General features: G+C 66.8%; 26 protein-coding genes. 10 read left to right on the top strand and 16 right to left on the bottom strand.

Going from position 1 to position 25,382, the window contains the following annotated elements; translation table 11 throughout:
• Nucleotides 1–17 precede the first annotated feature (17 nt).
• Nucleotides 18–659, bottom strand: a complete 642-nt coding sequence (locus MAAFP003_RS02395) for a S1 family peptidase (RefSeq protein WP_096284112.1) — start codon at nt 657–659, stop codon at nt 18–20.
• Nucleotides 660–851: 192 nt separating this feature from the next.
• On the opposite strand from MAAFP003_RS02395, the gene MAAFP003_RS02390 reads away from it, so the two are divergent.
• Nucleotides 852–1,709 carry a L,D-transpeptidase gene (locus MAAFP003_RS02390; protein ID WP_096284110.1) on the top strand — a complete coding sequence of 286 codons (858 nt, stop codon included), beginning with the start codon at nt 852–854 and terminating at the stop codon, nt 1,707–1,709.
• Between the two features lie 272 nt (nt 1,710–1,981).
• Here the strand turns inward: MAAFP003_RS02390 and MAAFP003_RS02385 are convergent, their stop codons facing one another.
• From MAAFP003_RS02385 to MAAFP003_RS02375, 3 genes are all read right to left on the bottom strand, one after another.
• Nucleotides 1,982–2,515 (bottom strand): hypothetical protein, encoded by a 534-nt coding sequence (locus MAAFP003_RS02385; RefSeq protein WP_096284108.1) that lies wholly within the window; start codon nt 2,513–2,515, stop codon nt 1,982–1,984.
• 188 nt (nt 2,516–2,703) lie between these two features.
• Nucleotides 2,704–3,546 (bottom strand): carotenoid biosynthesis protein, encoded by an 843-nt coding sequence (locus tag MAAFP003_RS02380; RefSeq protein WP_243393744.1) that lies wholly within the window; start codon nt 3,544–3,546, stop codon nt 2,704–2,706.
• Nucleotides 3,547–3,593: 47 nt separating this feature from the next.
• Nucleotides 3,594–5,621: a cyclic nucleotide-binding domain-containing protein gene (locus tag MAAFP003_RS02375; protein ID WP_096284106.1), complete on the bottom strand. Its 2,028-nt coding sequence runs from the start codon at nt 5,619–5,621 to the stop codon at nt 3,594–3,596.
• A 145-nt stretch (nt 5,622–5,766) separates the two neighbouring features.
• On the opposite strand from MAAFP003_RS02375, the gene MAAFP003_RS02370 reads away from it, so the two are divergent.
• Nucleotides 5,767–6,555 (top strand): alpha/beta hydrolase family protein, encoded by a 789-nt coding sequence (locus tag MAAFP003_RS02370; RefSeq protein ID WP_096284104.1) that lies wholly within the window; start codon nt 5,767–5,769, stop codon nt 6,553–6,555.
• Between the two features lie 23 nt (nt 6,556–6,578).
• Here MAAFP003_RS02370 and MAAFP003_RS02365 read toward each other — a convergent pair whose 3' ends face one another.
• On the bottom strand, nt 6,579–8,069 hold the full coding sequence (locus MAAFP003_RS02365) for a bifunctional phosphatase PAP2/diacylglycerol kinase family protein (RefSeq protein WP_096284102.1): 1,491 nt from the start codon (nt 8,067–8,069) through the stop codon (nt 6,579–6,581).
• 42 nt (nt 8,070–8,111) lie between these two features.
• On the opposite strand from MAAFP003_RS02365, the gene MAAFP003_RS02360 reads away from it, so the two are divergent.
• Complete coding sequence (locus MAAFP003_RS02360; RefSeq protein WP_096284100.1) at nt 8,112–8,903, top strand: hypothetical protein; 792 nt, start codon at nt 8,112–8,114, stop codon at nt 8,901–8,903.
• A gap of 15 nt (nt 8,904–8,918) precedes the next feature.
• On the opposite strand, the gene MAAFP003_RS02355 is transcribed toward MAAFP003_RS02360, so the two are convergent.
• Nucleotides 8,919–9,611: a GAP family protein gene (locus tag MAAFP003_RS02355; protein WP_096284098.1), complete on the bottom strand. Its 693-nt coding sequence runs from the start codon at nt 9,609–9,611 to the stop codon at nt 8,919–8,921.
• Nucleotides 9,612–9,726: 115 nt separating this feature from the next.
• Between MAAFP003_RS02355 and MAAFP003_RS29020 the strand changes: the two genes are divergently transcribed.
• Nucleotides 9,727–9,870 (top strand): hypothetical protein, encoded by a 144-nt coding sequence (locus MAAFP003_RS29020; RefSeq protein WP_165796286.1) that lies wholly within the window; start codon nt 9,727–9,729, stop codon nt 9,868–9,870.
• Between the two features lie 12 nt (nt 9,871–9,882).
• Here MAAFP003_RS29020 and MAAFP003_RS02350 read toward each other — a convergent pair whose 3' ends face one another.
• Nucleotides 9,883–10,188, bottom strand: a complete 306-nt coding sequence (locus MAAFP003_RS02350; protein WP_096284096.1) for a hypothetical protein — start codon at nt 10,186–10,188, stop codon at nt 9,883–9,885.
• Between the two features lie 120 nt (nt 10,189–10,308).
• Here MAAFP003_RS02350 and MAAFP003_RS02345 point away from each other — a divergent pair, with 120 nt between their 5' ends.
• Nucleotides 10,309–10,536: a hypothetical protein gene (locus MAAFP003_RS02345; RefSeq protein ID WP_096284094.1), complete on the top strand. Its 228-nt coding sequence runs from the start codon at nt 10,309–10,311 to the stop codon at nt 10,534–10,536.
• Between the two features lie 49 nt (nt 10,537–10,585).
• Nucleotides 10,586–12,088, top strand: a complete 1,503-nt coding sequence (locus MAAFP003_RS02340) for a glycosyltransferase family 39 protein (protein WP_243393743.1) — start codon at nt 10,586–10,588, stop codon at nt 12,086–12,088.
• Here MAAFP003_RS02340 and MAAFP003_RS02335 read toward each other — a convergent pair whose 3' ends face one another.
• The 3 genes from MAAFP003_RS02335 to MAAFP003_RS02325 all read right to left on the bottom strand — a co-directional run bounded on the left by MAAFP003_RS02335 (nt 12,089) and on the right by MAAFP003_RS02325 (nt 14,085).
• Nucleotides 12,089–12,922 (bottom strand): glycoside hydrolase family 16 protein, encoded by an 834-nt coding sequence (locus tag MAAFP003_RS02335; RefSeq protein ID WP_096284090.1) that lies wholly within the window; start codon nt 12,920–12,922, stop codon nt 12,089–12,091. It lies immediately after the preceding gene.
• A gap of 121 nt (nt 12,923–13,043) precedes the next feature.
• A complete protein-coding gene (locus MAAFP003_RS02330; protein ID WP_096284088.1) occupies nt 13,044–13,898 on the bottom strand; it encodes a glycoside hydrolase family 16 protein in 855 nt (284 codons plus the stop codon).
• Nucleotides 13,879–14,085, bottom strand: a complete 207-nt coding sequence (locus MAAFP003_RS02325) for a hypothetical protein (RefSeq protein ID WP_096284086.1) — start codon at nt 14,083–14,085, stop codon at nt 13,879–13,881. The genes MAAFP003_RS02330 and MAAFP003_RS02325 overlap by 20 nt, the downstream gene beginning before the upstream one ends.
• A 73-nt stretch (nt 14,086–14,158) precedes the next feature.
• Here MAAFP003_RS02325 and MAAFP003_RS02320 point away from each other — a divergent pair, with 73 nt between their 5' ends.
• Nucleotides 14,159–14,812 (top strand): hypothetical protein, encoded by a 654-nt coding sequence (locus MAAFP003_RS02320; protein WP_096284085.1) that lies wholly within the window; start codon nt 14,159–14,161, stop codon nt 14,810–14,812.
• 75 nt (nt 14,813–14,887) lie between these two features.
• Here MAAFP003_RS02320 and MAAFP003_RS02315 read toward each other — a convergent pair whose 3' ends face one another.
• The gene (locus MAAFP003_RS02315) at nt 14,888–15,907 is read right to left on the bottom strand and encodes an NADP-dependent oxidoreductase (protein ID WP_096284083.1); all 1,020 of its coding nucleotides are present in this window, start codon (nt 15,905–15,907) and stop codon (nt 14,888–14,890) included.
• Nucleotides 15,908–15,973: 66 nt separating this feature from the next.
• Here MAAFP003_RS02315 and MAAFP003_RS02310 point away from each other — a divergent pair, with 66 nt between their 5' ends.
• The gene (locus MAAFP003_RS02310) at nt 15,974–16,699 is read left to right on the top strand and encodes a DUF3060 domain-containing protein (RefSeq protein WP_096284081.1); all 726 of its coding nucleotides are present in this window, start codon (nt 15,974–15,976) and stop codon (nt 16,697–16,699) included.
• Nucleotides 16,700–16,703: 4 nt separating this feature from the next.
• On the opposite strand, the gene MAAFP003_RS02305 is transcribed toward MAAFP003_RS02310, so the two are convergent.
• From MAAFP003_RS02305 to MAAFP003_RS02290, 4 genes are all read right to left on the bottom strand, one after another.
• Complete coding sequence (locus MAAFP003_RS02305; RefSeq protein WP_341477046.1) at nt 16,704–19,877, bottom strand: AAA family ATPase; 3,174 nt, start codon at nt 19,875–19,877, stop codon at nt 16,704–16,706.
• A 54-nt stretch (nt 19,878–19,931) separates the two neighbouring features.
• Entirely contained in the window at nt 19,932–20,315 is a 384-nt protein-coding gene (locus MAAFP003_RS02300; RefSeq protein ID WP_096284077.1) for a hypothetical protein, read from the bottom strand.
• Between the two features lie 91 nt (nt 20,316–20,406).
• Complete coding sequence (locus MAAFP003_RS02295) at nt 20,407–22,113, bottom strand: Hsp70 family protein (protein WP_096284075.1); 1,707 nt, start codon at nt 22,111–22,113, stop codon at nt 20,407–20,409.
• Between the two features lie 154 nt (nt 22,114–22,267).
• Nucleotides 22,268–23,497, bottom strand: a complete 1,230-nt coding sequence (locus MAAFP003_RS02290; RefSeq protein ID WP_096284073.1) for a hypothetical protein — start codon at nt 23,495–23,497, stop codon at nt 22,268–22,270.
• 38 nt (nt 23,498–23,535) lie between these two features.
• On the opposite strand from MAAFP003_RS02290, the gene MAAFP003_RS02285 reads away from it, so the two are divergent.
• Nucleotides 23,536–24,156, top strand: a complete 621-nt coding sequence (locus MAAFP003_RS02285) for a TetR/AcrR family transcriptional regulator (RefSeq protein WP_096284071.1) — start codon at nt 23,536–23,538, stop codon at nt 24,154–24,156.
• Between the two features lie 4 nt (nt 24,157–24,160).
• Nucleotides 24,161–24,640, top strand: a complete 480-nt coding sequence (locus tag MAAFP003_RS02280; RefSeq protein WP_207768440.1) for a nuclear transport factor 2 family protein — start codon at nt 24,161–24,163, stop codon at nt 24,638–24,640.
• A 3-nt stretch (nt 24,641–24,643) separates the two neighbouring features.
• Here MAAFP003_RS02280 and MAAFP003_RS02275 read toward each other — a convergent pair whose 3' ends face one another.
• On the bottom strand, nt 24,644–25,324 hold the full coding sequence (locus MAAFP003_RS02275; RefSeq protein WP_096290825.1) for a L,D-transpeptidase family protein: 681 nt from the start codon (nt 25,322–25,324) through the stop codon (nt 24,644–24,646).
• Nucleotides 25,325–25,382: the final 58 nt, after the last annotated feature.

Raw genomic sequence — 25,382 nt, 5'->3', positions numbered from 1 at the left:
CGGGGGCGGCGCCGTCGTCAGCTGACGAGGTGCACACCCCATCTGCCGAGCAGGGGCTGCACCAGGACGAAGTACGTCGTGTTGGGGTCACCCGCGAGGGACGTCTCCATCACCAGGCCGACCGCGGTCACGGTGCCGTCCGGATTCTTCACGTAGCCGGGCCCGCCGCTGTCGCCGGGCTGGGCGAACACGTTGGCTTCGACGACTTCGCCGTCGATGCTCTTGACGGAGCCACAGGTCTCCCCGGACATCGCACCGAACTTGCAGAACGGCATGCCCGCCTTGATCTGGGAAGCGCTCAAGACGCCCCGAACGCGTTGGCCGCCGACGTCAGCGCCCGGGGCGCCGACGCCCGGGTCGAGACGGATGATCGCGGCGTCCTTCAGGTCGCCCAGCATCTCACTGGAAGTGACGTGTCCGAGCGGGACATTCTCGTCGTAAGTGAACGGCGCCCCGTGGTCACAATGCCCGCTGGTGAACAAGTAGTAACTGCCGTCACCGCTTTGGGCCGCGAACCCCGTTGTGCACTTGGTGATTCCATCGCTGACCAGAATCCCGGGCGGGGGAGGCGGTGCGGCCACCGCCGTGCCCGCGAATGCGACCGCGCACAGCAGTGCGGCACCCGCCAGACCAACCCCACGAACCCAACGCCCCGACACACCGTCCTCCTCTGCTGACAACACTGGTGCTCAGACATCCGCCCTGCGTATGACCCACGTTGACAGATCGGACCGCTGTGGCCAAATCGTGACAGACACTTGATCAATTGCTAACGCGCCCTTACGCTTCCGCAGTTCAGCAGACATTTACCATTCCTATTGCAACTCTGTCAGTTAAAAGGAATTGGGGTTATGCGCGCGGGTATTCGGTGTGCCGTGGCTGTCATCGGAGTCGGCGCGAGCGTGGTCGCGGGGACCGCCGTCGTGAATGTGCCGGCGCCGGCCGATCTGAGCCTCGTGTCGGCCAGTCAGTCGTATACCCCCTTCCCCATCGCGTCGGTGCAGCCCACCAGCGGCAAGGCGGTCGGCGTGGCGCACCCCGTGATAGTGACCTTCCGCTCCCCCGTCACCGACCGGCATGCCGCCGAGCGCGCCCTCGACGTGAAGTCGACGCCGCCGATGTCGGGCAAGTACGAATGGCTCGACAACAAAGTGGTGCAGTGGGTTCCCGACCGATACTGGCCCGCGCACACCACGATCGCGCTGACCGTGGAAGGCCAACACGCCGAGATCAAGACGGGTCCGAGGGTCATCGGCATCGCCAGCATCTCCGAGCACACCTTCACCGTGAGCATCGACGGGGTCGAGGCGGGACCGCCGCCGTCACTGCCATCGCCGCACCACCGGCCGCACTTCGGCCAAGAGGGCGTGCTGCCCGCCTCGCTGGGTAGACCCGAGTACCCGACGCCGATCGGTTCCTACACCGTTCTGTCCAAAGACCGCTCAGTGCAAATGGATTCGAGCAGCGTCGGCATTCCCGTCAACGATCCCGACGGTTATCTCGTCAACGTCGACTACGCCGTCCGGATCACCAACCATGGTCTTTTCGTGCACTCAGCACCCTGGGCGGTCAATTCGTTGGGGCTGGAGAATGTCAGCCACGGCTGCATCAGCCTGAGCCCCGAGGACGCCGAGTGGTATTACAACACGGTCAACGTCGGTGACCCGGTCGTCGTGCGCGAGGCCACAAACGAACTGCCCTCGTCGTAAGTAAACCGTTGTGAGACAGGCGCTAGCGTTGGTTCGCGGTCTCTAGCGTTGGTTCGCGGTCTCTAGCGTTGCGCCGCGACGTCGAGTGTGAACTCACGGCGTCGAATGTGAGCTCCCGGCGGCATTTCGGCGGACTTTCCGCCGTGGCTTAACACGCAACGCCCTCGCGTCACACGCAACGCCCTGGCTTCACACGCCACGCGGAACCCGATGTCCCGCAATGAAAATGACCCGCCGGGTGCGGCCCGGCGGGTCATTTTCACTGCTGAGGTTTAGCCTCCGTGCACCGGCGAGGGACCGGGCGATACCGGCTGGCCGGCCACCGGCCCGCCGGTGGGCGCCGGTCCGGTCGGCGCGTCCTTCACCCCTGACATGTCAATCAGCGGAGCGACCGGAAGCCCATCCGCGACCCCGCCGAGGGCAACCAGCGGAGCACCCAGCGGCAACGGAGCACCGATCGGCACCGGAGGCGCAAACGGCAACGGGGGGACCACCGGCACCGGCGGTCCGAGCGCGATCAACGGAGCACCGGCCGGAACTGGGACAATTCCCGGACCGGGCACCACCATTGGAACACCCGCCATGTCAGTCAAAGGGGCCGCACACGGCGCTGCCGCTCCGGCTGCGCCCCCTGCACCCACGGGCCCCGCGGCCGGCGCGCCGGCCTCGCCGGCCTGGCCGTACATGCACGCACCGCCACCCGTCATATATGGGACGGCTGCAGCGTCCGGGCTCAACGCTATAGCGGCACCGCACAATCCAGCGCTAGCAACAATACCGATGTTGAATCGATCAAAGATCGTCATCAACGTCCAACTCCTTCATTCCGCGCAGCAGAACCACATAGCCGTAGCCAAGTCGCCCCTCGACGACCGCCCCCATTGTTGGTGGGCGACCGGCGGCACAGCGCGCGCCGCACCGCGCCGTTTCCAAATGGTGACGTCACGACGCCGTCACAAGTCGGTAGCGCGAATACTGCGCCGCGCCAAGGGGATCAGCGAGGTGACGGCCGACGGCTGTAAAGCCGCACCAGCGCGATGATCCCCGTGCAGACGATGGTGAATAGCGCTGCCGAAGCGCCGGATTCGTACACGTCGGCGATCCGGATGGTCTTGCCGCCCCGGACCACCGTCCCGGCGGCCGGGTGGATCAGGCCGGCGAATACCTGGGTGGCGGTGGACAGCCAGAATAGACACGGCAGCAGCCAGTAGCCGCGCCCCGAGGTGACGGGCCGGACGGGGAATCTGCTTTCGACGAGCGCGGCGAGTTGAAAGATCAGCCAGCCGGTGAGAAGCCAGCCGAGGAAGTTGGTCAACGGGACACCCAGCGCTCCGGTCGGGTGGTCGTAGGAATACCAGTCGTGTGCCGTCGCTCCGACCGGGTCGTAAACAAGGTCGTAACCGCCGAGAATGAACGTCGCCACGAGGGGTGTCGTAAAGCGTTCGGCGCCAACACCAGCCACCGCGGGTTCGGCCCGGATGATCACCCGGGCCAGTGCCCAGGCCAGCCAGCCGAACATGATCCAGCTTGCGACTGCCACCGGGGGAACGCCCAGGGGTTTCGGACCTGGCAGGTGATGGACGTAGGAGCCGAACGGGAAACCGGTCGCCACACCGATTGCCTCCAACGCGAACGCGACGACGCACGCGATGACGACAAACGTGATCATGCCGCGGGCGGAGTAGCCCAGCCACGCATGGACCACGACGAACAGGATGAGAAATCCCATTTGGGCAGCACCGGCTTGGGCCGTCAGCGAGGGACACACCGCCATGACTACAGCGGCGAACAATGTGAGGATGAACAAGACCCAGCACAGCGCCGTGGAAATTTTCATTCGCGCCGCAACCTCCGTTGGCCAGGGTTGCGCCAGCATAGCGGCTGTTACCCGGATTGCCGAGCGCGGTGAAACGCGTCGCGGTCCACGGCCAGCAACGTGGTGTCGCCCTGCGCCCGCACGGTGGCGGTGCGGGGAACGTCGCGCAGGATCGCCAGCTCACCGAATCCGTCCCCGGCCCGCAGTTCACGGATCTCGGCGTCGCTCTCGAAAACCTTTGCGGCGCCGTCGACTATCACGTAGTACGTATCGCCGTAGTCGCCCTCGCGGGTGATCAGCGCACCGTCGCCGGCCGCGAACACCCGCGCCGTATCGGCAAGCTCACCGAGCGCCGTGGCCTCGATCGCGGCCATCGGAGGCTGCGAGGCCAGCAGCTGGCGGGCGGCCCCGCTGCTCAGCGTCGTGTCGCGGTTCACCTCGACGAGGCGCTCGGCGACCGGCGGGGTGGCCATGCGGGTAGTGGCAATTCGGCCGAGGCGACCGACCGACACGTTATCGGTGCACAGCGCACTGAGGAACTCGGCGCGTTCGACGGCCACCAGATCCAGCTCCTCGCGCGCCGTCACGGTCGAGGAGCGGGGCACGTCGTGCAGCAGGGCGATTTCACCGAACGAGCCACCGGGACCAAGCGTGGCTACGCGGTGACCATCGACCGCGACCTCCGCCACGCCGGCAGCGATCATGTAGAAGCGATCACCTGGGTCGCCCTGCCGGAAGACCTCGCAGCCGGCGGGCAGCGTCAGGCGCGTCGCGGCCCGCGCGAGTTGTTCAAGTGCCAGCGCCGGTAGCGGCTCAAGCATGGGAACGGCGCGAATGACTGCCAGCTTGGCGGCGTCTTCTGCGCTGAGCTGGTCGGCGCCGCGCAGTCGTGGCCAGGCCAGCAACGAGATCAGCCCGGCCACACCGCCCACCAGGCCCAGGGTGGCGGGAAGGCCCAACGGATCGATGAGAAACGGCGCGACCAGGGCGCCGGAGGCCATGCCAAGCGAATACAGGCTCTGCAGGGTGGCCACGGCCGGCACCATCGACTCGCGTGCGACGCCGCGCTGCACCAGAGTGGGCGCGATCGCGTACGTGACGGCACCGGCGACACCCAGCCCGCCGGCCAGCGCCAGACCGACGACCGGCGAACTGATCATTCCCAGCGAGGCGATGACGGCAGCGAGGCCCAGCAGCGAACCGGCGAGCACGGAAGCCAGGCCGCGACGCGCGGCGAACGACAGCATGGCCAGGGCTCCGAACAGTCCACCGGCGCCGTAAAACGTCATGATGGTCGTGACGCCATCCTTGCCCAGACGCAACTGCTCCTTGGCCACCGACGCACTGCTGGCAAACCAGACGCCCAGCACGATGACGTTGACGGAGAACAGCACGGTGGCCGCGGCAGCGGGACGACTTGCGAAGATCCCGCGAAACCCGACCCCCAGCAGACGGAGCACCGACGTCGCGGGCCTGGACGGCCCAGAGGTATGGGGTCGGGAATTGTCGGCACTCGGCACGCGGATCAGCGCCGCCGCGGCCGCACCGGCAACGAACAGAATCGCCGGGAGAGCGAAGGCCCACCCGAAACCCCAGAGTTCTAACGCCACTCCGGCCACCGCCGGCCCGACCAGCGCGCTGGCGCTGACGAGTGAGCTGGTCATGGCATTTCCCGCGGCCGCCTCGGCGGCGGTAGTCGAGAGTCGGACCACCATCGCGCCATGCAGCGGCCGCACAGCCCCCGACAAAACGGAGTCGAGGGCCACGATCACCAACACGACACCGATAGGCGCTTCGCTGAGCACCGCGATAATGGTCGCGGCCATCGTCAGGGCACGAATCCCGTTCCCGAACGCCAGATGACGCTGCGGATGTGCGCTCGCCGCGAGCGGCGCGGTCAGCGGCCCGACCAGCCCGGCCGGCAACGTCACCAGCACCGTCGCCGCACCGACGGCGGCAGCGCCTCCGACCGAGAAGGTGAAGGCGATCACCAGGACCATATGGGCGAATGCACCGACGTAGAAGGCCACCCAGGCCGCCATGAGCATGCGCAATTGCCCGTTTCGCGCCAGCATGCGACTCGCAGCAAAGGCCACGCATCCACCTTATGGGGAGCGCGTGCCGGCCGCTTCTCACACCGCTAATTTCCTTTGCGATTCCTATCTTTCGCGCCAAGGCACCGCTGGGGAAAAGATCAGCAGCCGTCGCGGAGGCCCGGCGTCGCGTAGTTAGATCGGCACTATGGGCGAACGTGTCACGTTCCAAAGCGCCAGCGGCGCGAATCTGGCCGGCGTCATCGAGGTCCCGGAGTCGCAGGTGCGCGGTTGGGGGGTGTTCGCGCACGGGTTCACTCTCGGCAAGGACTCTCCGGCCGCGTCCCGGATCTGCAAGCAGCTGGCGGCCGACGGCATCGGGATGCTGCGCTTCGACGCACTGGGGCTCGGTGGATCCGATGGGAACTGGGGTGACGGGTCGTTCACCGTCAAGGTCGACGACGTGGTCCGGGCATGCGAGTTCATGACGCACCGCGGGACGCCGGCCGACATCCTGGTCGGTCACTCGTGGGGTGGCGCCGCGGTGATCGCCGCGGCGATGCGCGCCCCGAGCGTGCGCTCGGTCGTCACGGTGGCGGCACCGTTTGACCCCAGCCACGTCGAAAAGCATTACGACGCAGTCGTCGACCGATGCTTGGCCGAGGGCAGCGTCGAGTGGATGGTCGGCGGGCGCAAGCTGACGCTCAAGCGCGCATTCGTCGAGGATGTCCGCGCGGCCCGGCTGCACGACAAGATCCAGGCTTTACGGCTGCCGTTGCTGATCCTGCACTCGCCGACCGACAACACCGTCAGCATCGACAACGCCAGCGAGATCTTCCGGCTGGCCCGGCATCCGCGCAGCTTCGTCTCGCTCGAGGGCTCCGATCACCTGCTCACCACCCGTGGCCAAGCTCACCGAGCCGGGCGAATCATCGGCGCCTGGGCCGACGCCTACCTGGGTGTTGACGCGGAAAGCGATCGGGCAGAACGCAATTGAGTTCGATCAGCCGAACGGCCAGCTCAGCGAATCGGGCAGAACACCGGCAGCACCCGGTACTTCGCGGTGAAGCTCGCGTCGCGGTACTCGTCGCCGACCTCGCCGTCATGGGCGATCACCGTCGGCGCGTCGACGGCCGTGAAGCTGAATTCGGGCACCTGCAGCTCGTGGTAGAGCGGGCTGCGCCGCAGCCGTCCCAGCGCCAGCGCGGTCAGGATCCTGGTCGTTGCCAACCGGCGACCGGTTTCGAGAATGCGCACGTCGAGCAGACCGTCGTCCATGCGCGTTCGACGTGACGGTGCGAATCCCGTTGGCAGATAAAGAGAGTTGCCCAGAAAGAACAGCGACGTCAGCAGGGTCTTGTTGTCGTAGCGGATGCGGACCGGCTGATCGCTGCGCAGTGTGTGCAGCATCGCGTAGAAGCCGGCCAGCGGCTTGCCGATCCGCTTCTCCAACTTTTCGCGTTGCTGCACGAACGCCGGATACGCGCCGATGCTGGCGGTGTTGATCACCATCCGACTTTCGTTGAGGCACACCAGATCTACGCAAGCCACGCTGCCGCGACGGATCGACTCAACCGTCTTGCCGACGGTGTCGCAGCCGATGTCCTTTGCGAAGTGGTTGAACGTTCCGGCCGGAAAGACAGCCAGCGGGAGTCCCGCCTCGACCGCCACCGCCGCCGCGGTGGCCACCGTTCCGTCGCCGCCGCCCACCGCGAGCACTTCGGCGCGCGCGGCGGCGGCGCGCAGCACCCGCTCGGGGTCATCGTCGGGACCGAGCTCGACAACCTCGGCTTTCGGCAGCTCGGTGCGAACCTCTTCGACGACGCGAGCCCCGGTACCGCTACCCGAGGCCGGATTGACCACGAACACCACGCCGCAGCCGTCCGGCCGTTCCGGCGTCTCGACGCGCAGCGGTTCCGATTGCGGCAGAGCGGTTTCGATGACGGGCGGGACCAGCTTGCCGCCCAGCACGGCGATCCCGGCACCGACGCCCAGCCCCGCGATGACATCGCCGGGGTAGTGTGCGCCGGTCGCCACGCGTGACAACCCGACCAGTCCGGCCAGCAGCGCCAGCGCGAAGCCCAACGGCGGACTCTCCAGACCCACTCCTACGGCGAACGCGGCGGCGCTGGCCGAGTGTCCCGACGGGAACGAGTTGGACGTCGGGCGGCGGTGGGCTCTTCTGACCACCGGCACCGACTCGTAGAGCGGTCGGGAGCGCGGGCGGATTCGTTTGGCGATCTGATTGGTGAACAGGCTCGTCACGCCCAGCGTCACGACACCGCGCGTCGCGCCGCGCTGCGCGGCGGGCTTCCGGGTCGCGAGCAGCCCGGCCGCGATGGCGAACCACAGCTTGGAATGGTCGGCCGCCCGCGTCAGCGGCGGCATGACCGTGTCGAGCAGCGGGGTGGGGGTTTCGGCCACGGCGACGAACAACTCGCGATCAAGGGTGCCCAAACCCCGGGTGATCTGTTTGATTCCGCGCGCGCGTTGCCAGGGCCCCCTGCTCATTCGCTACACCCTAGCGGTGGGACTGATAACAATTGACGGACTATGACCAGGCGACCGCCACCGGACCATCACCACACGTGGCTGGCCAATGCCGAACGTCTGGGCGTGCCCGCCGCAGTCACCACCGCGATCGCGGCGCAACACGGCATCACCCCTGAGAGCTTTCGGGTCCTTGCCGAAATGACCGAGATCAACGATCCGGATGGCAAATCGTTCTTCCTCGTCCCGGCGGGCACCCCCGGCGACGAGGTGCGCGCGGCCACGCTGATGACCTACATCCTCAACGCGGGCACCGGTTACGGCGGCCCGGCAAGCCCGCCCACCGACTTCCCCGAGACGCCGTACTGCGCCGACGAAGTGCGGCGAATCGTCGATCGCCAGCGTGCGAACCGCTGGAGTTACGACGAGGACGTCGGATTCGTCCACCGCACTGGCGGACGCCTCGTCACCACCCCGAACGGCATGCTTATGGGCCTGGGCGGCAACTGGATCCAGCGGCTCTTCAGCCAGCAGGGTGGCACCGCGTGGGGTGACATCTTCATGGTCAACGTCGCGGTCGACGTCACGGACCCGACCGCCGCCGCCCGGCGGCTGCGCCAGATCGTCGAGTCCGGACACGCGTGGTACACCGATCGCAAGGGCCGGCCCGTAAAAAGCACTCTCGCGCTCGACCGGGTCCTGCACCACGAGGAGCTGCACTCCCAACAGTGGGCCGCTAAGGGTCATTCCCGGATGATCATTGCCTACCTCTGGGAACTGGCCCGCGACAGGCTCTTTGGCAAGACGAACCGGCTCGAGGCGCAGGCCGGGCTGGCCGACGGCGGCTACCGGTAACCACGCAGCATCCTGCTACAAAGCGCGAATACCGTTGTGCAGCACCATAATACCGATGAGGATCAGGATGGCCGCCATCAGTGCGGCATTGTGCTTCTCCATCCAGTTTCGGACGCGCTCCAGGAGATCGTCGAGACGATGGCCCGCGGCCGCATAGGCCAGGATCGGGATCGCCACCGTCGACGCGGACACCGCGACGAAGACTATGCCGGCCGACAGCTTGTCGACATCGTCGAGGCGACTGGTGCCGATGGCCAAGCCGGCCGCCACGTTCAACAGCAACACTTCGACGCGGACCACGGTCAGGACCAGTCCGGTGATGGCCGCGCGCCGCGGGCGCATCGTGGCAAAGTGCCGCATCCAGGCCGGGGACTCGGTGGACCGGTGCCGGGTCAGCCACCGGTAAATACCGAACAGGATCAGTGCGGAGCCCAGCACCACCCGGGTCCAGGACGCCCACGCCGGTGGCGACGACTTGTGTATGTCGCCGAGCCCACCCGAGCCGGCCACGAAGATCACGGTCTGCGCGGCCAGCCCGAAGACCCAGCCGCCGAGGAAGGCCAGCCCGGCGGGCCGCGGCTGCGGAGCGTGCAGCACCAGGACGGCCGGGATGATCGACAGCGGCGAGACGGCGGTAACGAGCGCCAGCGGAATGAGGGTGGGTAACAGCGAGCTCCAGCTTCCTGCCACGGGCAGCAATCCTCTCATCGACGTCGCCGGCGTGCTACCGAACGAGCCGCGCTCGCTGTCCGGGGCCCGTCGCTGAACACGCCCAGGTGGTTGTATGTGATTTGCGGCGCGACGGGGAAAACACTAGGGGACGATGATGTGGCTCGGATTCATCTTGGGCACATTTTTCACCCACAGCTCGGAGCCGATGGCGCGCGACCAGACCCTGTTCGGCTTGCTGATGCGAACACGTGAGACGTCTATTGCCGGCACGTATGTGCAGGACCGTCGGCTGTAACCCACACCGCCGCTAGCCTTTTCGGCGCAGCGTCCAGGCCGGTATCCAGTGCGTCACGGTTTTTTGCCTGGACCCGTAGGCGATTGGATAGGTCACCAGTCCCCACCAGTCGCCCTGCTCGCACAGACCCCAGCAGCTCAGCCGCCCCTCGACGACCTTGTGCAGCTGCAGACCATTGGGCTGATACCGGCCGGAGCGATGTGGCTCGCGCGGAAAAAGCACCGTCAGATCGATCAGCACCGCGATCGGCGGACGCACCAGCCGAAACGGGTCGCGGACCGGCTGCCCGTTATATCCGATCGACGCGAGCGGTCTCATTGTTCGATCATACGTTCGAAAAGTGAAGGTCAGGTTGCGTCCGGTCAATTGCCCCTCCGCGACCCCGGCAAATCGATATAGTTCGCCTCGCAACCGATCGCTACAACCGGGGAGATCCGCATGATCAGGCTCATCGCTACGGGCTTACTGGCCCTGGGCGGGCTGATGACCACTGCGGTGGGCGTCGCCAATGCCGATGAAATTCAGGTCGACGGCGTCTACTCGACCCTGGGGGCATGCGAGGCGGACGGCCCGCACGTCGAACTGGCCCACAACGATAACTTGTGGACGCACTGGGACTGCCGCCAGCACGCGGACGGTCTGTACTACCTGTACCTGACCAACTAGCAGGAGCGCCCGGAAAAGAGTCCGGGGTTGCTTCTGGCACCATAACGGTGTGTCAGGGCGTCGCGTGCTGGACCCGCTGATCGTCGGCGTACTGGCCACCGCGATAAGTCTTGTCGGCGCCGGCCGTCCCTCCTTCTGGTACGACGAGGCCGCGACGATTTCGGCGGCATACAGCCGTTCCCTGGCTCAGCTGTGGCAGATGCTGGGCAACGTCGACGCCGTGCAGGGTCTGTACTACCTGTTGATGCACGGCTGGTTCCAGCTCTGCGCGCCGACCGAGTTCTGGTCGCGCGTGCCGAGCGGTCTGGCAGTCGGAGGTGCCGCGGCCGGAGTCGTGGTGCTGGGCAACCTATTTTCGTCTCGCACCGTGGCGCTGGCCTCCGGGGTGATCTGCGCGGTATTACCGCGGTCGACGTGGGCCGGTATCGAGGCTCGTCCGTACGCCATGTCGATGATGGCCGCGGTGTGGCTAACCGTCCTGTTCGTCTGCGCGACGCGTCGCAACCGCGGCTGGATCTGGGTGGCTTACGGTGTTGCCCAAGCATTTTCGGTCGTGCTCGACGTGTACCTGGTGCTGCTGTTGCCGGTTCACTTCGCGTTCGTCTGCGCGTTCCTGCGCAAGCGAACCGTGGTGGCCGGCTTCGTCGTCACGTCGGTTCTGGCCAGCTGTGCCGTGGCGCCGTTCCTGCTCGTGGCCGCGGGGCAGGTGCACCAGATCAGTTGGGTCGCACCGATCGGGCACCGGACGATCGAGGACGTGACGGTTCAGCAGTACTTCGAGCGGAGCCCGCCGTTCGCGGTGCTTTCCGCGCTGGTGATCGTGGTGGCCATTGCCGCGTGGCGCTGGACATCGGTGAAACTCGTTGCGACAGATCGGCAGTTGCTGACCTTGGCGGGCGCCTGGGTGCTGATACCGACCGCGCTGATCGTGGTGTGGTCGGCGCTGCTGCACCCGATCTACACGCCGCGCTACCTGTGCTTCACCGCGCCGGCGATCGCGTTGGTCCTGGGCGTCTGCGTTGGCGCACTGGCGGCCAAACCGTGGGTGGCACCGGCTGTCGTCACCCTGTTCGCGGTCGCGGCGGCGCCGAATTACCTATGGGTGCAACATAGCCCGTATGCCAAGTACGGCATGGACTACAGCCAGGTCGCGGATCTAATCACGGCCAAGGCGGCACCGGGAGATTGCCTGCTGATTAACGACACTGTGACGTTTATGCCGGCACCGATGCGTCCTTTGATGGCCGCGCGCCCCGATGCCTACCGCAAGCTGATCGACCTCACGCTGTGGCAACGGGCCACCGACCGCCGGGATGTCTTTGACACCAACCTGATCCCGGAGGTCGTCGCCAAGCCGCTCAGCCAGTGCGCCGTGGTGTGGATCATCACCCAGGCCGACGAGTCGATGCCCGCCCACGAGGAGGGTTCGGCGCTGCCGCCGGGCCCACGCTATGGCGCGACACCCGCTTTCGCGGTCCCGCACGACCTGGGCTTCCGGCTCGTCGAGCGCTGGCAGTTCAACCTTGTTCAGGTGCTCAAAGCGACGCGCTGATCACCAGACGCGGATGTAGTCGACCAGCATGGACGCCGGGAAAACCCCGCCGGCAGGATCGCCGGCGCCGACGCCACCGACCGCCAGCGTGAACATCGGCGTCATCCAGTAGCCGGGATTGCTGAACGGCCAGCGCATGTCCTCCGGCGGATTGCCGGCGACGTGGATCGGCTTGGGCGGAACCTTGAAGTACTCGGCGCCGTCGCGCGCGAACGCGAATCCCTTGTCGTCCCAACGCATCCGCCAGGTGTGCCAGTCACCGTCGACCAGACCGGGGATCGATTTGCCTTCCCAGGTCTTTCCGTTGGATGCCGCGTGCACGGTGGTACCCGGGGCCCATTGGCCGTTGCCGTACCACTCGAAGACGTCGACCTCGCCGTCGGGCAGCGGGTCCTCGTTGACCGCCCAGAACGACGGCCAGAGGCCGGGGGTCAGGCAGTCCAGTTTGATCTTGGCTTCCCAGGTGGTGTTGATCATGCCGCGCCAGTTGCCGCGCAGTTTGCCGCTGTAGTAGGTGTTGGCCAGGAAATCGTGTGTGGCGCGCAGGACCAGGTTGGAGTGCCCGTCCTGGAACACGTTTTGGGGATCGGCGCGGTAGATCCCCTCGACCGGAGGGTAGACGTCGTCCTGCCAGGTCTGGATCGTCCACTTGCCCGGGTCAGGAGGTGAACCGGCCGGGCCGTCGAACTCGTCGGAGAAGAGGTAGGGCCCACCCGGTCCGGCGGCCGGTGCGGCCGGCGCCGACGGGGCCGCCAGCGCTTCGGGGAGAGGCATCGATGCCGCCGCTGCCAGCATGCCGAGCCCTGTCGTCATCAACATGCGGCGACGATCCATCTGCACTACCACCCATCGCTAGACGCCGGAGCTCCGGCTCGGCACGGTCCCCCCCGGCCAACTCCCGCAAACGGTGTTATACAACCATGCGCGCCGATGGCGTGCATCCCGCACCCGGGACTTAGAACACGCGCACCCAGTCGACCAGCATTTCCGCCGGATAGGTGCCGGACGCGGGGTCGCCGGCGCCCGAACCGCCGACCGCCAGGTTGAGCATGGGAAACATCATGTAGCCGACGTCGTTGAACGGCCACATCCGGATCGGGTCATGCAGATCCTCGATGCCGGTCGCGGGAACGCTGAAGTACGGCTCGGCGCCCTCGGCATAGTCTTCCCAGAACTGCATGCCGCCCGGATTCCACGCCACGCGCCAGGTGTGCCACCCGCCGTCGACCGCGATCGGATGGGTCTGGAATGCCGTGCCGTCCGGGTTTGCGTGCACCGTGGTGCCCGCGGGCCACTGCCCGTTGCCGTACCACTCCATCAAGTCGACTTCCCCGCTACGGCCGGGATCGTCGTTGGACAACCACCAGGCGGGCCAGCAGCCGCCGGTGAGGCAGTCGAGTTTGATGCGCGCCTCCCAGGTCGTCCCGATGGCGCCGCGCCAGGTGCCACTCACCAGGCCGCCGAAGTAGTTGCCACCCTCTCGGCTGGCGCGCAGTACCAGGTTGGACTTGCCGTCGACGAACACGTTTTGCCGGCTGTCGCGGTACTGCCCGAAAAACTCGGGCCGGTCGAACCCGGTCGGATTCTTGATCGGCGTACGTTGGCTCGCCACAACCCATTTCGAGGGGTCGGGCGCCGAACCGGCCGGCCCGTCGAACTCATCGTGAAACAGGTACGTCCCGGACCGGGCCGGAGCGGCGCTTGCACTCGCGGTGGGGACCGTCGCGGCCAGGGCACCGAATCCGGCCAGCATCATCATCCGGCGACGATCCATACCTGGCACTTTCGGTTCAAGGGATGCCCGCAGCATAAAGCAGTTCTTTGAGCCGGCTTTGCTGTTCGACGGCGAGCCGGGCCAGAATTCGCGTTTCGGCTTCCGCCGCGACGGAGTCCGCGCGCCTCGGCAGCGCTTTGCCACGCCGCGTCAGACGATCCTGCATCGCGCGCCCGGCCGGTGCCACGCGCAGCCTGAGTTCCGCGGCGACCCCGGGAACCATCAACTTTGTTGACATTGTCGGAGTCGGTGGTATCAAGGAGCTTGATGGTCCGATACGGAAAGGAATGACAAGGATGTCTGGTGACGGATTGTTCGGCGGCCCCGGCGGTTTCGGGGGCGGCCCCGGCTTCGGTTTTGGCGGCGGCCCCGGCGGTTTCGGGGGCGGCCCCGGCTTCGGTTTTGGCGGCGGCCCCGGCGGTTTCGGGGGCGGTTGGGGTAAGCACGGTTGGGGTCATGGCGGGCCGGGCGGCCCAGGTTTTGGTCCGGGTGGTCGTCCGCCGCTCAAGCGCGCGGCGTTTGTGACAGCGGCGCTGCTACTCGACGGGCCGGCCGATGCCGCGCAGATCGTCGCGCGGGTGTCCGACGCAACCGACGGCGCGCTCACTCCGCCGCAGGAGATCGCGGAGCTGGCCATCGGCCTGCTCGACGGCCGCGGTGTGGTGACGGTCGACAACGGCGTCGCGACGTTGACCGAGTTCGGCCAGAACCTGCTGAAGTGGCGGGGCGTCAGCAGCGAGACCGCACACGCTTTCCTCAAGCGTGCGGGTCAATTCGGCGACGTCTTCAAGATCCGCCGGGAGATGTTCGAGCTCGCCGGCCTGTCGCGCACGATCACCTGGACCGGCACCGACGAGCAGAAGCAACAGCTCGCGCAGGCCCGGACCAAGGTTCTCGAAGCGCTGCGTGAGGCCAAGAAGACGCTGCACCGCGTCCTCGGCGAGGACTAGCGGCTCAGGGAGTGACCGAGTGCCCGGCTGGCCGGGCCTATGCGCCCGAGCGCCCGGCCAGCCGGGGCGTTCGCCTCAGGGGGTCGAGGGTTCGCTGATCTTGACCAGTGTCTTGCCGATGTTGGCCCCGGTGAACAACCCGTTGAGGGCGTCCACACACGACTCGATGCCCTCAAAGATGGTCTGGCGGTGCTTGAGTCGGCCTTCGGCCTCCCATTGACGCAGTGCGGCAAAGGCTTCGTCGAAGCGGCCCCATTGGTCGAGGGCGTTGAAGCCCTGCATCAGCGCGGTCTTCGACAACAGGTTCACGTAGTTCGCCGGACCGGGGTGCTCACCGGTCAGGTAGCTGGAGATGACGCCGCAGAGTACGACGCGCGCGTTGTTGGCGAGCCGGCCGAGCACCGCGTCGAGGATCGGCCCGCCGACGTTGTCGAAGTACACGTCGACGCGTTTCGGGCAGTGCTGCTTGAGCGCGGCGGGCACGTCGTCGTTCTTGTAGTCGATGCACGCGTCGAAGCCGAAGTCCTCGACCACGGCCCGGCACTTATCCGGCCCGCCGGCGATGCCCACCACCCGGGCGCCGGCGATCTTGGCGATCTGCCCGGCCACCGACCCGGTGGCGCCCGCCGCCGCCGAGACCACCACTGTCTCACCGGCCTTGGGCTTACCGATGTCGGTCATGCCGAAGTAGGCGGTGGCCCCGGTGGGGCCGTACACCGACATGATCGCGAGCTGATCGTCCTCGCCCGGAATGGGCGTGCTGAACACATCATCGCGGATGATCACGTATTCCTGAAACCCGGTCAGCGTGGTGATCACGTCGCCGACGGCATAGGCGTCACACCGGGACGCGACGACTTCGCCGATGCCGGCCGCCCGGATCACCTCGCCGAGTTGCACCGGCGGCAGGTAACTCGGCTGATCGTTCAGCCAGGTCCGGACGGCCGCGTCGAGCCCGACGTAGGTGGTTCGGAGCAGCGCCTCACCGTCGCCGGGTTCGGGTGCCGGCCGGGTGATCAGCTCGGTGTCGTCGGGTGCGACCAGCCCGCTCGGGCGGCGACGAAGGAGGATCTGGCGGTTCGGCATGTCGGGCACGGTGCTGAAACTACCGATTGAAGCCGAAACTTCCTATGAGACGTCGTCTGGTGGAGCATCTGTCCCATGGAATCGCAGGACGACCCGGAAAAACGGATTCGGGACCTGGAGCGCCCGCTGGCCGAGACCGCGCGCGCGTCCGAATTGGGCGGCGCACCGCAGGGTCAGGCCTACCCGCCACCGCCACCGGGCCCGGTGCCATCGCCGTCCTACGGTGCGGCGCCGCCGCCACCGCCCATGTACGGCTATGGCAGCCCCTACGGCGGGTCGTCGCCGAAATCCTCGGGCAACCGGATGTGGTGGATCGTCGGCACCATCATCGTGATCGGCGTGCTGGTGCTCGCCGGCGTCATCGCAGCCTTTGCCGCACACCAGCTTTCCACTGTCCGGTCGATCATCTCGTCGGAGGTGACGACCACGCCGGCGACGCCGTCACCCCGCACGACGACGCGCAGTCCGCGGCCGACGACCAGCGCGACGAGCCCGACCCGCAGTTCGGGTCCTTCGGCGTCGCCGCTGCCGCCGCAAGGCGCGCCGCTCGACGTGTCCGGCATCGACGAGAACAAGACGATCGCGTGCAACGACAACGTTGTCACCGTCAGCGGGATCAACAACACGATCGTGATCACCGGCCATTGTGCGAGCCTGTCCGTGTCCGGCATGAAGAACTCGGTCACCGTCGATTCCGCCGACACCATCGAAGCGTCCGGGATGAACAACCAGGTGACGTTCCACTCGGGCGCGCCGAAGATCTCCAACTCCGGGCTCGACAACGTCGTCACGCAGGGGTGAGGGCTCAGTTCGCGGCCATCGCATCGGCCAGCGCCACGTAGCCTTCGAATCCGACGTCGTGCGCGCTGGCCCGAAAGCGTTGCAGGAGTTGACGATAGGCAGCCTCGTCGCCACGGGCGCGGGCCAGCAGCGCCCGCAGCCGCAGCACCGGAATTTCGTGTAGCACGAAGCCCGGCTCGGTCGGGACGGCCTCGAGTCGGTCGACCGCGCGCTGCGCCGCCTCGACATCGCCGGGGCCGGCGCGCGCCAGCAGTGTCTCGACCAGCACGGTGGTCGCGGGCGCCCGGAACATCATCGTCCCGGCGTCGAACTGCGCGTTGAGAACCCGGGACACCAGGTCGGCCGCGCCGTCGAGATCGCCGGATCGGGCACGCCCGCGGGCAATCTCGGCGTCGGTCATGCGGCGGATCGCCACGATCAGCTTCTCGTCGACGAGCATCTCGCGAGCCTTCGCCAGGTATTCGAAGCCCTCCCCCGCGTTTTCGCCGTTGCAGTGGAGCAGCGCGTTAGCACGATTGACCAATGCGTACGCCAATGCGGCGTTGTCGCCGGAACGTTGGGCGATGTCCAACGACTCGGCCGTCTGCGCCACGTCTTCGGCAGTGGGCAGCACCCCGCCGTTCTGCACCGCGGCCGCGTACTTGTACAACTGCGCGAACGGGTGGGTGGTCGGGTCGAACGAGCGGGCCATCGCGATGCCCTCCTCGAGGTCCTGCCGCCAGCCATGCCGACCCAAAAACATTCCGGCCGCGCCCTTTAACGTGGTCGCCCAGGCCAGCGGGGAACCGATCACAAAGTTGCCCATGGTGGGATCGCCAGCTGCGACGTCGATGATCCGTTGCGCCAACTGCAGGCATTCGGTCGCCTCGCCGACCTCCCACTTGGCCTGGGCGGCCGCATAGAACAGGCCGGCCGTCATCGCAGGGTCGCCGATCGAGTCGACGAGCGTGGCGAACTCCGTCGCCATGGCGGCCGCCTCCCGATGATGGGAGTTGAACGTCAGCGTGGTGAGGTGGCCGGCCATGCCGACGGCCAATGACCTCTTGTCACCCGCCTGGGCGGTCAGTGTTCGCAATTCGTCGAATCCGGTCTCCTCGGGCGTGCCGCCCACCTGAAACACGCTGCCGCACAGCAGGGCTCGCGGTGCGATGCGCATGGCCAGCCGATCGGGCTGATCGTCCGGCAGCCGGTCGGCGAATCGCAGCGCCTGTTGCCAGCTGGCCCGGGCCGCGCGGATATCCCGCCCGCCGTACCACGTCCCGGCCTGCATGTACCACTCGTAAGCCTGACGCAGATCCCCGGCGGCCGCGTACTGCGTGGCGACGATCGAGGCCTCCTGACCGGTGAACTCGCCGTAGGTGCGCTGCAATACCGCCGCCACCCGTCGATGCAACTCGGCTCTGCCGGCTTTCAATTGGGATTCGTATGCCACCGCCTGAATCAGCGGATGACAGAAGGCGTATGTCTCGTGCGGTGTGAAGCCGACCTGCTCGACCAATGACGCCTGGACCAGTGGCGCCACGTCGACCGTGCCCAGCAGACATTTCAGCAATTCGGTGTCGAACTGCGCGCCGATGACAGCGGCGGCGTTCAGGGTGCGCTTCGCGGTGGCGTTGAGCCGATCGATGCGCGCCCCGATAATGCCCTGAAGACTTGCCGGAACCTGGATTTCGCGCACTTCGCGCACGCACACGTAGGCGCCCGGCGTGCCCTCGAGCTCGCCTCGCTCGGCGAGGTCACGCACGATCTCCTCGGCGGCGAACGGCAGGCCGGCCGCCCGGCCGGCGATCACCGTCGGTAATCCGGCCACCGAAGGGTCGGCCCCCAGTAGCTCGTTGATCAGTTCGGTGATGTGCGAATTACCCAGTGGCTCAAGGATGAACGGATGGGCGCCCGGGATGTGTGCCAGCGGCCCCGAGTATTCGGGCCGATAGACGACCAGCAGCACCGCGCGCATGCCGGGTACCGCCGCCGCGAATTCGGTGAGCAGCGACTCGCTGACGCTGTCGATCCACTGGGCATCGTCGATGACGTAGAGCGCGGAGTCGGGCCGAGCCAGTGAAATCGTGTTGATCAGGTCGACGAGCCGGCGGCGCCGCGCATCCGGGGTGATGTCCGGACAGGGCATGTCGGGGTCGCGGATGCCGAGCAGGTCGTCGAGCAGCACCAGATCCTCGTTGCCCGCCTCGGGGATTTCGGCGCGCACCCGCGCCCGCGCCACCTCGAGCGTGAGCCCGCCCAGCCCGAAGACCCTGCGCAGCAGCCGGGAGATCACGTGGAACGGAATCTCGCGGGTATGGGATTCGCAGTAGGCGACCGGCACCTCGAACCCGGCACTGCGCGCGATGGCCAACGACTCACGGACCAGCCGGGTCTTGCCCACGCCTGGGCGACCGGTGACCGTGATCACGCTTCCCGCGCCCCGGCTGGCTTGGTCCAGCAATTCCGCGACGGCGTCCTTCTCTTGCTGCCGCCCGACCAGGCGGGACTGGCGACGCGCCTTGCGGCGCTCACCGTCGGCGGCCAGCAGCCGGCGGGCCGGCACGGCGGTGGCGAAACCCTTGATGTGCACGGTTTCGGGCTCGCCCAGCACCGCGCGATCCTCGACCAGCCGCGCGGTGGATTCGCTGAGCATGATGCCGCCCGGCGGCGCCACCGTTTCCATGCGCTGCGCCATCCCCACCTGTTCGCCCACCGCGGTGTAGCCGAGATGAGTCGCGCCGACTTCGCCGGTGATCACCTGGCCGGAGTTCAGCCCGACGCGCAAGCGCAGGTCGATCCCGTCGCGGCGGCCCACCTCGACCGCCAGCGCCCGGACCACCTCCTGGATCTCCAGCGCCGCAAGGCAGGCACGAAAAGCATGATCTTCCAACGTGATCGGCGCTCCGAACAGCGCCATGATGCCGTCGCCGGTGAACTTGTCGACGGTGCCGCCAAAACGCTGGACCACGGCCGCCGACTGATCGACGAGTTCGGTCATCACCTCGCGCAGCCGCTCGGGACCCAATGCCGCGGCGATGTCCATCGAGCGCACCACGTCGGCGAACAGGACGGTGACCTGCTTGTACTCGGCGGGCTCGGCGGCCGGCGCCAGCGGACTGCCGCAGGCATCGCAGAAGCGCGCACCCTGGCGCGGCTGCGAACCGCACACCTGGCACACCGGCGCTGCTGGCGTCACGACTGAAACCCTAGGCGGAATCCCGGTTAGTGGAAACGCCCGGAAAGCGGCAACTTACGTTTGCTCTTCCGCGTCGTCGTCGAGGACGCCGACCGCGATGCCGTACGGCAGAAAACGCACCTTGCGCTTGGGGTCGACGTTGTTCTTGTTGGCCCGCAGCGCGTCGAGCTCAGTGGCATACACCTGTTCGACGTGCGCGCCGCCCGCGGCGTCGACGGTGTAGATCGCCCAGACGCCGTCGCCGGCCTCGCCCGCGGTTTCCGGCCCGGATCGGGGCCGCCGTGACAGGTCGTCGAAGAACGCCGAAAAGCCGCCGCGGGCGCCCGGAGCAGCAAACCTGCCGATCCGCTCGAACACGTCGCGCAGTCCCTCGCTGCCTTCCCTGATCACCCGATCGAACTCCTCGGGATCAAACCCGAATGGTCCATGCTCGCCCACGTGGCCTCCTCGCAGCTCGTAGCGTTACTGCCCAGTGTGCGCCCGCGCGCGGTGATGCGCCACGGAGTTTGCTCGCAGCCAAATCTCACCGCTAGTAGCCCGGGCCCAGGAACGGGTTCTGCGAGTACCCGCCCCCGCTGGGGGGATAGCCGCCCCCGTAGCCACCGCCCGGATATTCCCCGGGATATTGCTGAGCCGGGTACTGCGGAGCCGGGTTCGCCGGCGCCTGATTGGCCGGCACCTGGATCGGGATCGGCACCGGCAGCAGCGGAACGTGGATCCACTGGGTGGTCATCGGCACCGTCGTCGAGGTGGGCGGGGGCGACGTCGTCGTGGGCGGTGGCGGCGTACTGGCCGGCGGCAGCGGCACGGGGACGACGGAGGGCGCCGGCGGTGCCTGGTGATTTTCGATCCCGGTCAACGTATATGCCACACCGCCGATCGCGGTCATGGCCACGAGTGCGAACATCCCGACGACCAACTGCGACAGGCGGACCCGGCGCCACGCCCGTTCCCGCGGCGGCTCGATCACGTTCAACCGCATCGACCAGCCGCCGGGGCTGCTGTCTTCGTCGAATGCCTCGGGCGTGTAGGGCACCCGGATGTCACCGGGGTATTCGGTTTGCGACCAAGCCAACTCGCGGTCGGTGAGCGCTTCCTCGTCGATCACCAACAGGTCGCCGGCGGGCAGTTCGATGATGTCGTTGCCCGACGACGCGGTGAGCAGACCGATCGACGTGCGGGTGCGTAGGTCGAGTTCCTCGCCACGGGCGGCCAGCAGCAGCGCGCCGGCGGCGGCGGCGAATGCGGGTTGCGCCGGCGACATGACCGGGCGACGGCTGTGCACCGAAAGACGTTCGTTGACAAGCGGAATGCAGGCGCCGCCGCCAACGGTGATTACCGCCGAAAGGTCGTTCCAGCCCTTGCGGTGTCGGCACAACATGTCGTCGAACGCGTAGATGAGTCCGGTGAGCCGGTCCTGGATCAGGTCGCCCAGCTCGTCGCGGGTGAACCTCATAGTGGCCCGGCGTCCACCCAACTCAGCCGCGAATTCCGTTGTGCGGTCCGTGGATAGCTGCTCTTTGGCGGTACGGCACTGTTCCCGCAGCCGGGCCAGTTGCCCGACCGCGGCGGTGCTGGCCGGGTCGATACCGCTGCCGTGCCCCAGCTCCTCGAACACACAGAGCAATAGGGCCGCGTCGATCTCGTCACCGGAGAAGTCGGTGTAACGCATTGTGGCGCTGAGCGGTTTGAAATCGCCGGCGAGGTCGATCAGGGTTGCTGAGGTACCCGAGCCGCCGAAGTCGAGTAATCCGACGACACCGGTTGCGGCAAGGCACAGCTCGGCGTTCGCCGCGGTCAGCGATGCGATCGCGTCCGAAACCAGGCGCGGTGCCATACCGCTTCGGACAAAGCCCAGATGTGTGCGTAGTGCGTTGCGCAGTGCCTGTGCGGTGCTCGGTTTCCAGTGCGACGGAACGGCGATCGAGATCTCCGAGGAGCCGGCGTCCGCACCGGCCTCCAGCACCATCGCGTCGAGTGCTTCGACCATCAAGAGGTCGGGGTCGTGAGCGGAGCCATCGACGGACACCAGTGCCACCGAGTCGCCGACACGGTCGACGAACCCGCTCATCAACATGCCGGGCTCGGTGAGCTGCGGGTTCTCCTCGGGTAGACCAACTTTCGGTGCGCAGTGCGGGTACAGCGTTAGTACCGCTCGACGTGAAACCGGTTGGTTTCCGTCACGTGCTGCGACCAGGTTCGTGGTTCCGATCGACAACCCAAGTGGGTCGTACATAGAGCGAATACTTTCGTCTATAGGGGTCGGTGGCCAGCGTTAACGATAGCCCCCGACACGCGCAAAGCCGATGGCTTGCAATGCCATTGGTATCGCCCCGATGCGGTTGTGTCACCGAAGTGGTACTAAAAACCCCTTGACAAAGAACTGCGCGTCAGACCACGGTCAGCGGCAGCGAACGCCTCGGCTCAAACTGGAATGTCGCTCCGCCACTGACCCTGACCACCGAAACCTCTGGCAGCTCCTGAGCGTCGGTGTCGGTTTCGATTAGCTCGGCCGTCCAGTCATTGTCGGTTCCGCTAACCCGCACTCGGAGGCGCGGATCGACCGCCGTGGCGATCGCCTGCAGCGGTTGCACGGATTGCGGTGAGCACAGCGAGATCCAGGCACCGTCGTCGTGGGCCGCAGACGCGTAGACGTGCAGCCGGTTCGATTCCAGTTCTGCGGTAACGTAGCCCACCGGGTTCAGCAGCGGGTGCAATTCGAGGACCTTCAGCACGCCGTCAATCCCGCCGGGAAGATTGAGCGCGCGGTGAATGCGCTCCGCGGCTAGGCCCGCGATGCCGATCAGGCCCTTGGTGCAGACCGCAACGGCTTCGGCCTCGTCGGCGGCGCGTGCCCGCACCGCGATCGCGAAGGACAGAAACAGCAGATGCATCTGCAAGCAGACCTCGTCGGCCATCCGGACCAATGCCGAATGCGAGAAGGCGGCGAAGTCGAAATCGGAGAGCAGCGGACCCGAGTAATCCGCCTGCCCCTCGTCCGAGGCATCGATGGGATCGAGTTTCCATGTCGCGGCGCGTGTTTGACGAACGATGTCCAGGGCGGGAATGCCCTGCACCTCGGGATGGGAATCGTCGATGACGACGGTCCACGCGCAGTGCGGGTGCCGGTCGGCCGGCGTCCGGGGCGGGCGGTGGATGGGACGCACCTGAGCCTTCGCGTTGGTCGCCACGGCGGTCGCGTCGAACGTCGGATCCTCGATGGTGTGGCACATCCCGAACACGTACTGCTCACCCATTGGTTCCACGTCGAGCAGCGCGCCGCAGTGGTCGAGGTGGAATTCGCCGTGCCACCGGTCGTGCACGGTGTAGCGAAAATCCATGAATTGCGGTGGGGCGCCGATGTCGAGCTGCAGGCCCTTGAAGATGGTGGGCACGTCGTTGCCCACGTAATTCAATGCCTCCTGCATGCGCCGGGTGTAGATCGGGCTGGCGCCCGCCCACTCCTCGATGGCGATCTGCACCATCTCCTCGCGGCCGAACGAGGAAATGCACCAAGCCATTCCGGACCGGTCGATCAGCTGTCCGATCAGTAACAGTTCGGGAAGCAGAACGACCAGCTCGGCACGGGACAACTGCGCGTATCGCGAGGGGCTGCTCACGCCACAAAAATAGACTCGGCTATGTTATAAAGTCAACAATGTCCATTGCCGCAGGCCAGACGTCTGGGCGCCCGGTCAGCCCGACCCGGCGCACCAGTGCGCCGCGCAAACGCGGCGATGACACCCGCGCGAAGATCATCGACGAGACGGTCCGCTGCATCCAGGAGGAAGGCTTCGCCGCGGCCACCGCCAAGCATGTGGCCGAACGCGCCGGCGTCACATGGGGCGTGATCCAATACCACTTCGGTGACCGCAACGGCCTGTTGATGGCCGTCGTCGACGACGGGGTGGACCGGCTGATCGAGAGCCTGTCGTCGGCCGACGTCAGCGAGCTGCCGCCACAACAACGCATCGAAGTCGTCATCGACACCGCGTGGAGTTGCTACAGCAGCCCGACGTCGATGGCGGCGTTCGAGATCCTGCGGGCAACCCGCGGCAGCCTGGGCGATTCCTCGCGCCGCCACCTGCTCGAGATGAACTCCGCGATCGCCCAGTTAGGCCGGCTGATCACCACCGACCCGGCGAATGCGGGTGTGGCCGAGGTCATTTGGGCCACACTGCGGGGTGTGGTGCTGGCTCAGATGGTCACCGGAACGGCCATCGATTGGAGCCTGGAACGACGGGCCCTGATCGACATGGTTACCCGTGTGCTGCAATGACGGGATGACCCTCGACGATCTGGCCGATATCGAAGCCATCAAGCAAGTCAAGTACCGGTATCTGCGCGCGCTGGACACCAAGCACTGGGACGATTTCAACGACACCCTGGCCGAAGACATCAAGGCCGACTACGGGCCGTCGATCGGCAACGAGTTGCACTTCGCCAACCGCGCCGACTTGGTCGAGTACATGCGGACGTCGCTGCCCGCGAACGTCATCACAGAACACCGGGTGACGCATCCGGACATCGTCGTCGACGGCGACACCGCAACGGGCAGTTGGTATCTGCAGGACCGGGTGATCGTCGCCGACCTGAACTTCATGCTGATCGGCGCCGCCTTCTACCGCGACACCTACCGGCGCACCGATGCCGGCTGGAAGATCTGCGGCACCGGTTACGACCGGACCTACGACGCCACCATGTCGTTGGAGGGCATGAACTTCACGCTCAAGCCCGGTCGCGCCATCGCCACCGTCGACTGAGCGTTACTTGGTGATCGCGATGACTGCGCCCGGCCGCAGCCATTTCATGATCGACACCAGCTGAGCATCGTCGACCGCGACGCAGCCCTCGGTGGGTTGGCCGTCGGTGGTGTGGAAGAAGAACGCCGCACCGCCGCCGGGGGTTTTGTTCTTGTTGACGCCCATCACGACCGCGTGCTTGTACTGCGGAATCTGCAGGTTCTCGCTTTCGGCGGTGTTGAACGGGCACTGCGCCTTCTGGCACATCTGCATCGAGTTGAACGTGGGGCTGTGGTCGTCGCCGCTCCACCAGTAGTTGGGTCCGGAGACCTGGGTGTAGGGCAACCCGGTACCGGGGTTCGGGGCGGTGCCGAACGCGGCGTCGAGGCTGTACACGCCCGTCGGGGTGGCCGGTACCCCGCTCTTGGCCTGCGGCGCCATCCCCGCCGAACCCACGTGCGTCGGAACGCCGGTACGCAGCGCCTGCCAGCCGGCGGCGGTGCGTTGGTAGATGTCGATGGTCGCGTTGGAGCCGCCAGTGCTGACGACCGAAACCACTTGTGTGGCATTGCCAACCTGATTCGCGAACCAGGGCGTGCCGGCCAGCGGGTTGCCCGTTGGGGCGGCGGTTCCCGCCGGCGCGAGTAGCAGCGATGCCCACACGCAGCACGCCACAGCACACAGCGAAGTCAGCAATCGGCGCATGCATTCCATCGTCAGGCGACGCCAACCTCAAGGTCAAGTCAAGCTTTAGCCCCGGTTG

Origin of the sequence: Mycobacterium ahvazicum, from assembly GCF_900176255.2 — a bacterium.
Taxonomy (GTDB): domain Bacteria; phylum Actinomycetota; class Actinomycetes; order Mycobacteriales; family Mycobacteriaceae; genus Mycobacterium; species Mycobacterium ahvazicum.
This window is presented reverse-complemented; position numbering and strand designations above follow the sequence as displayed.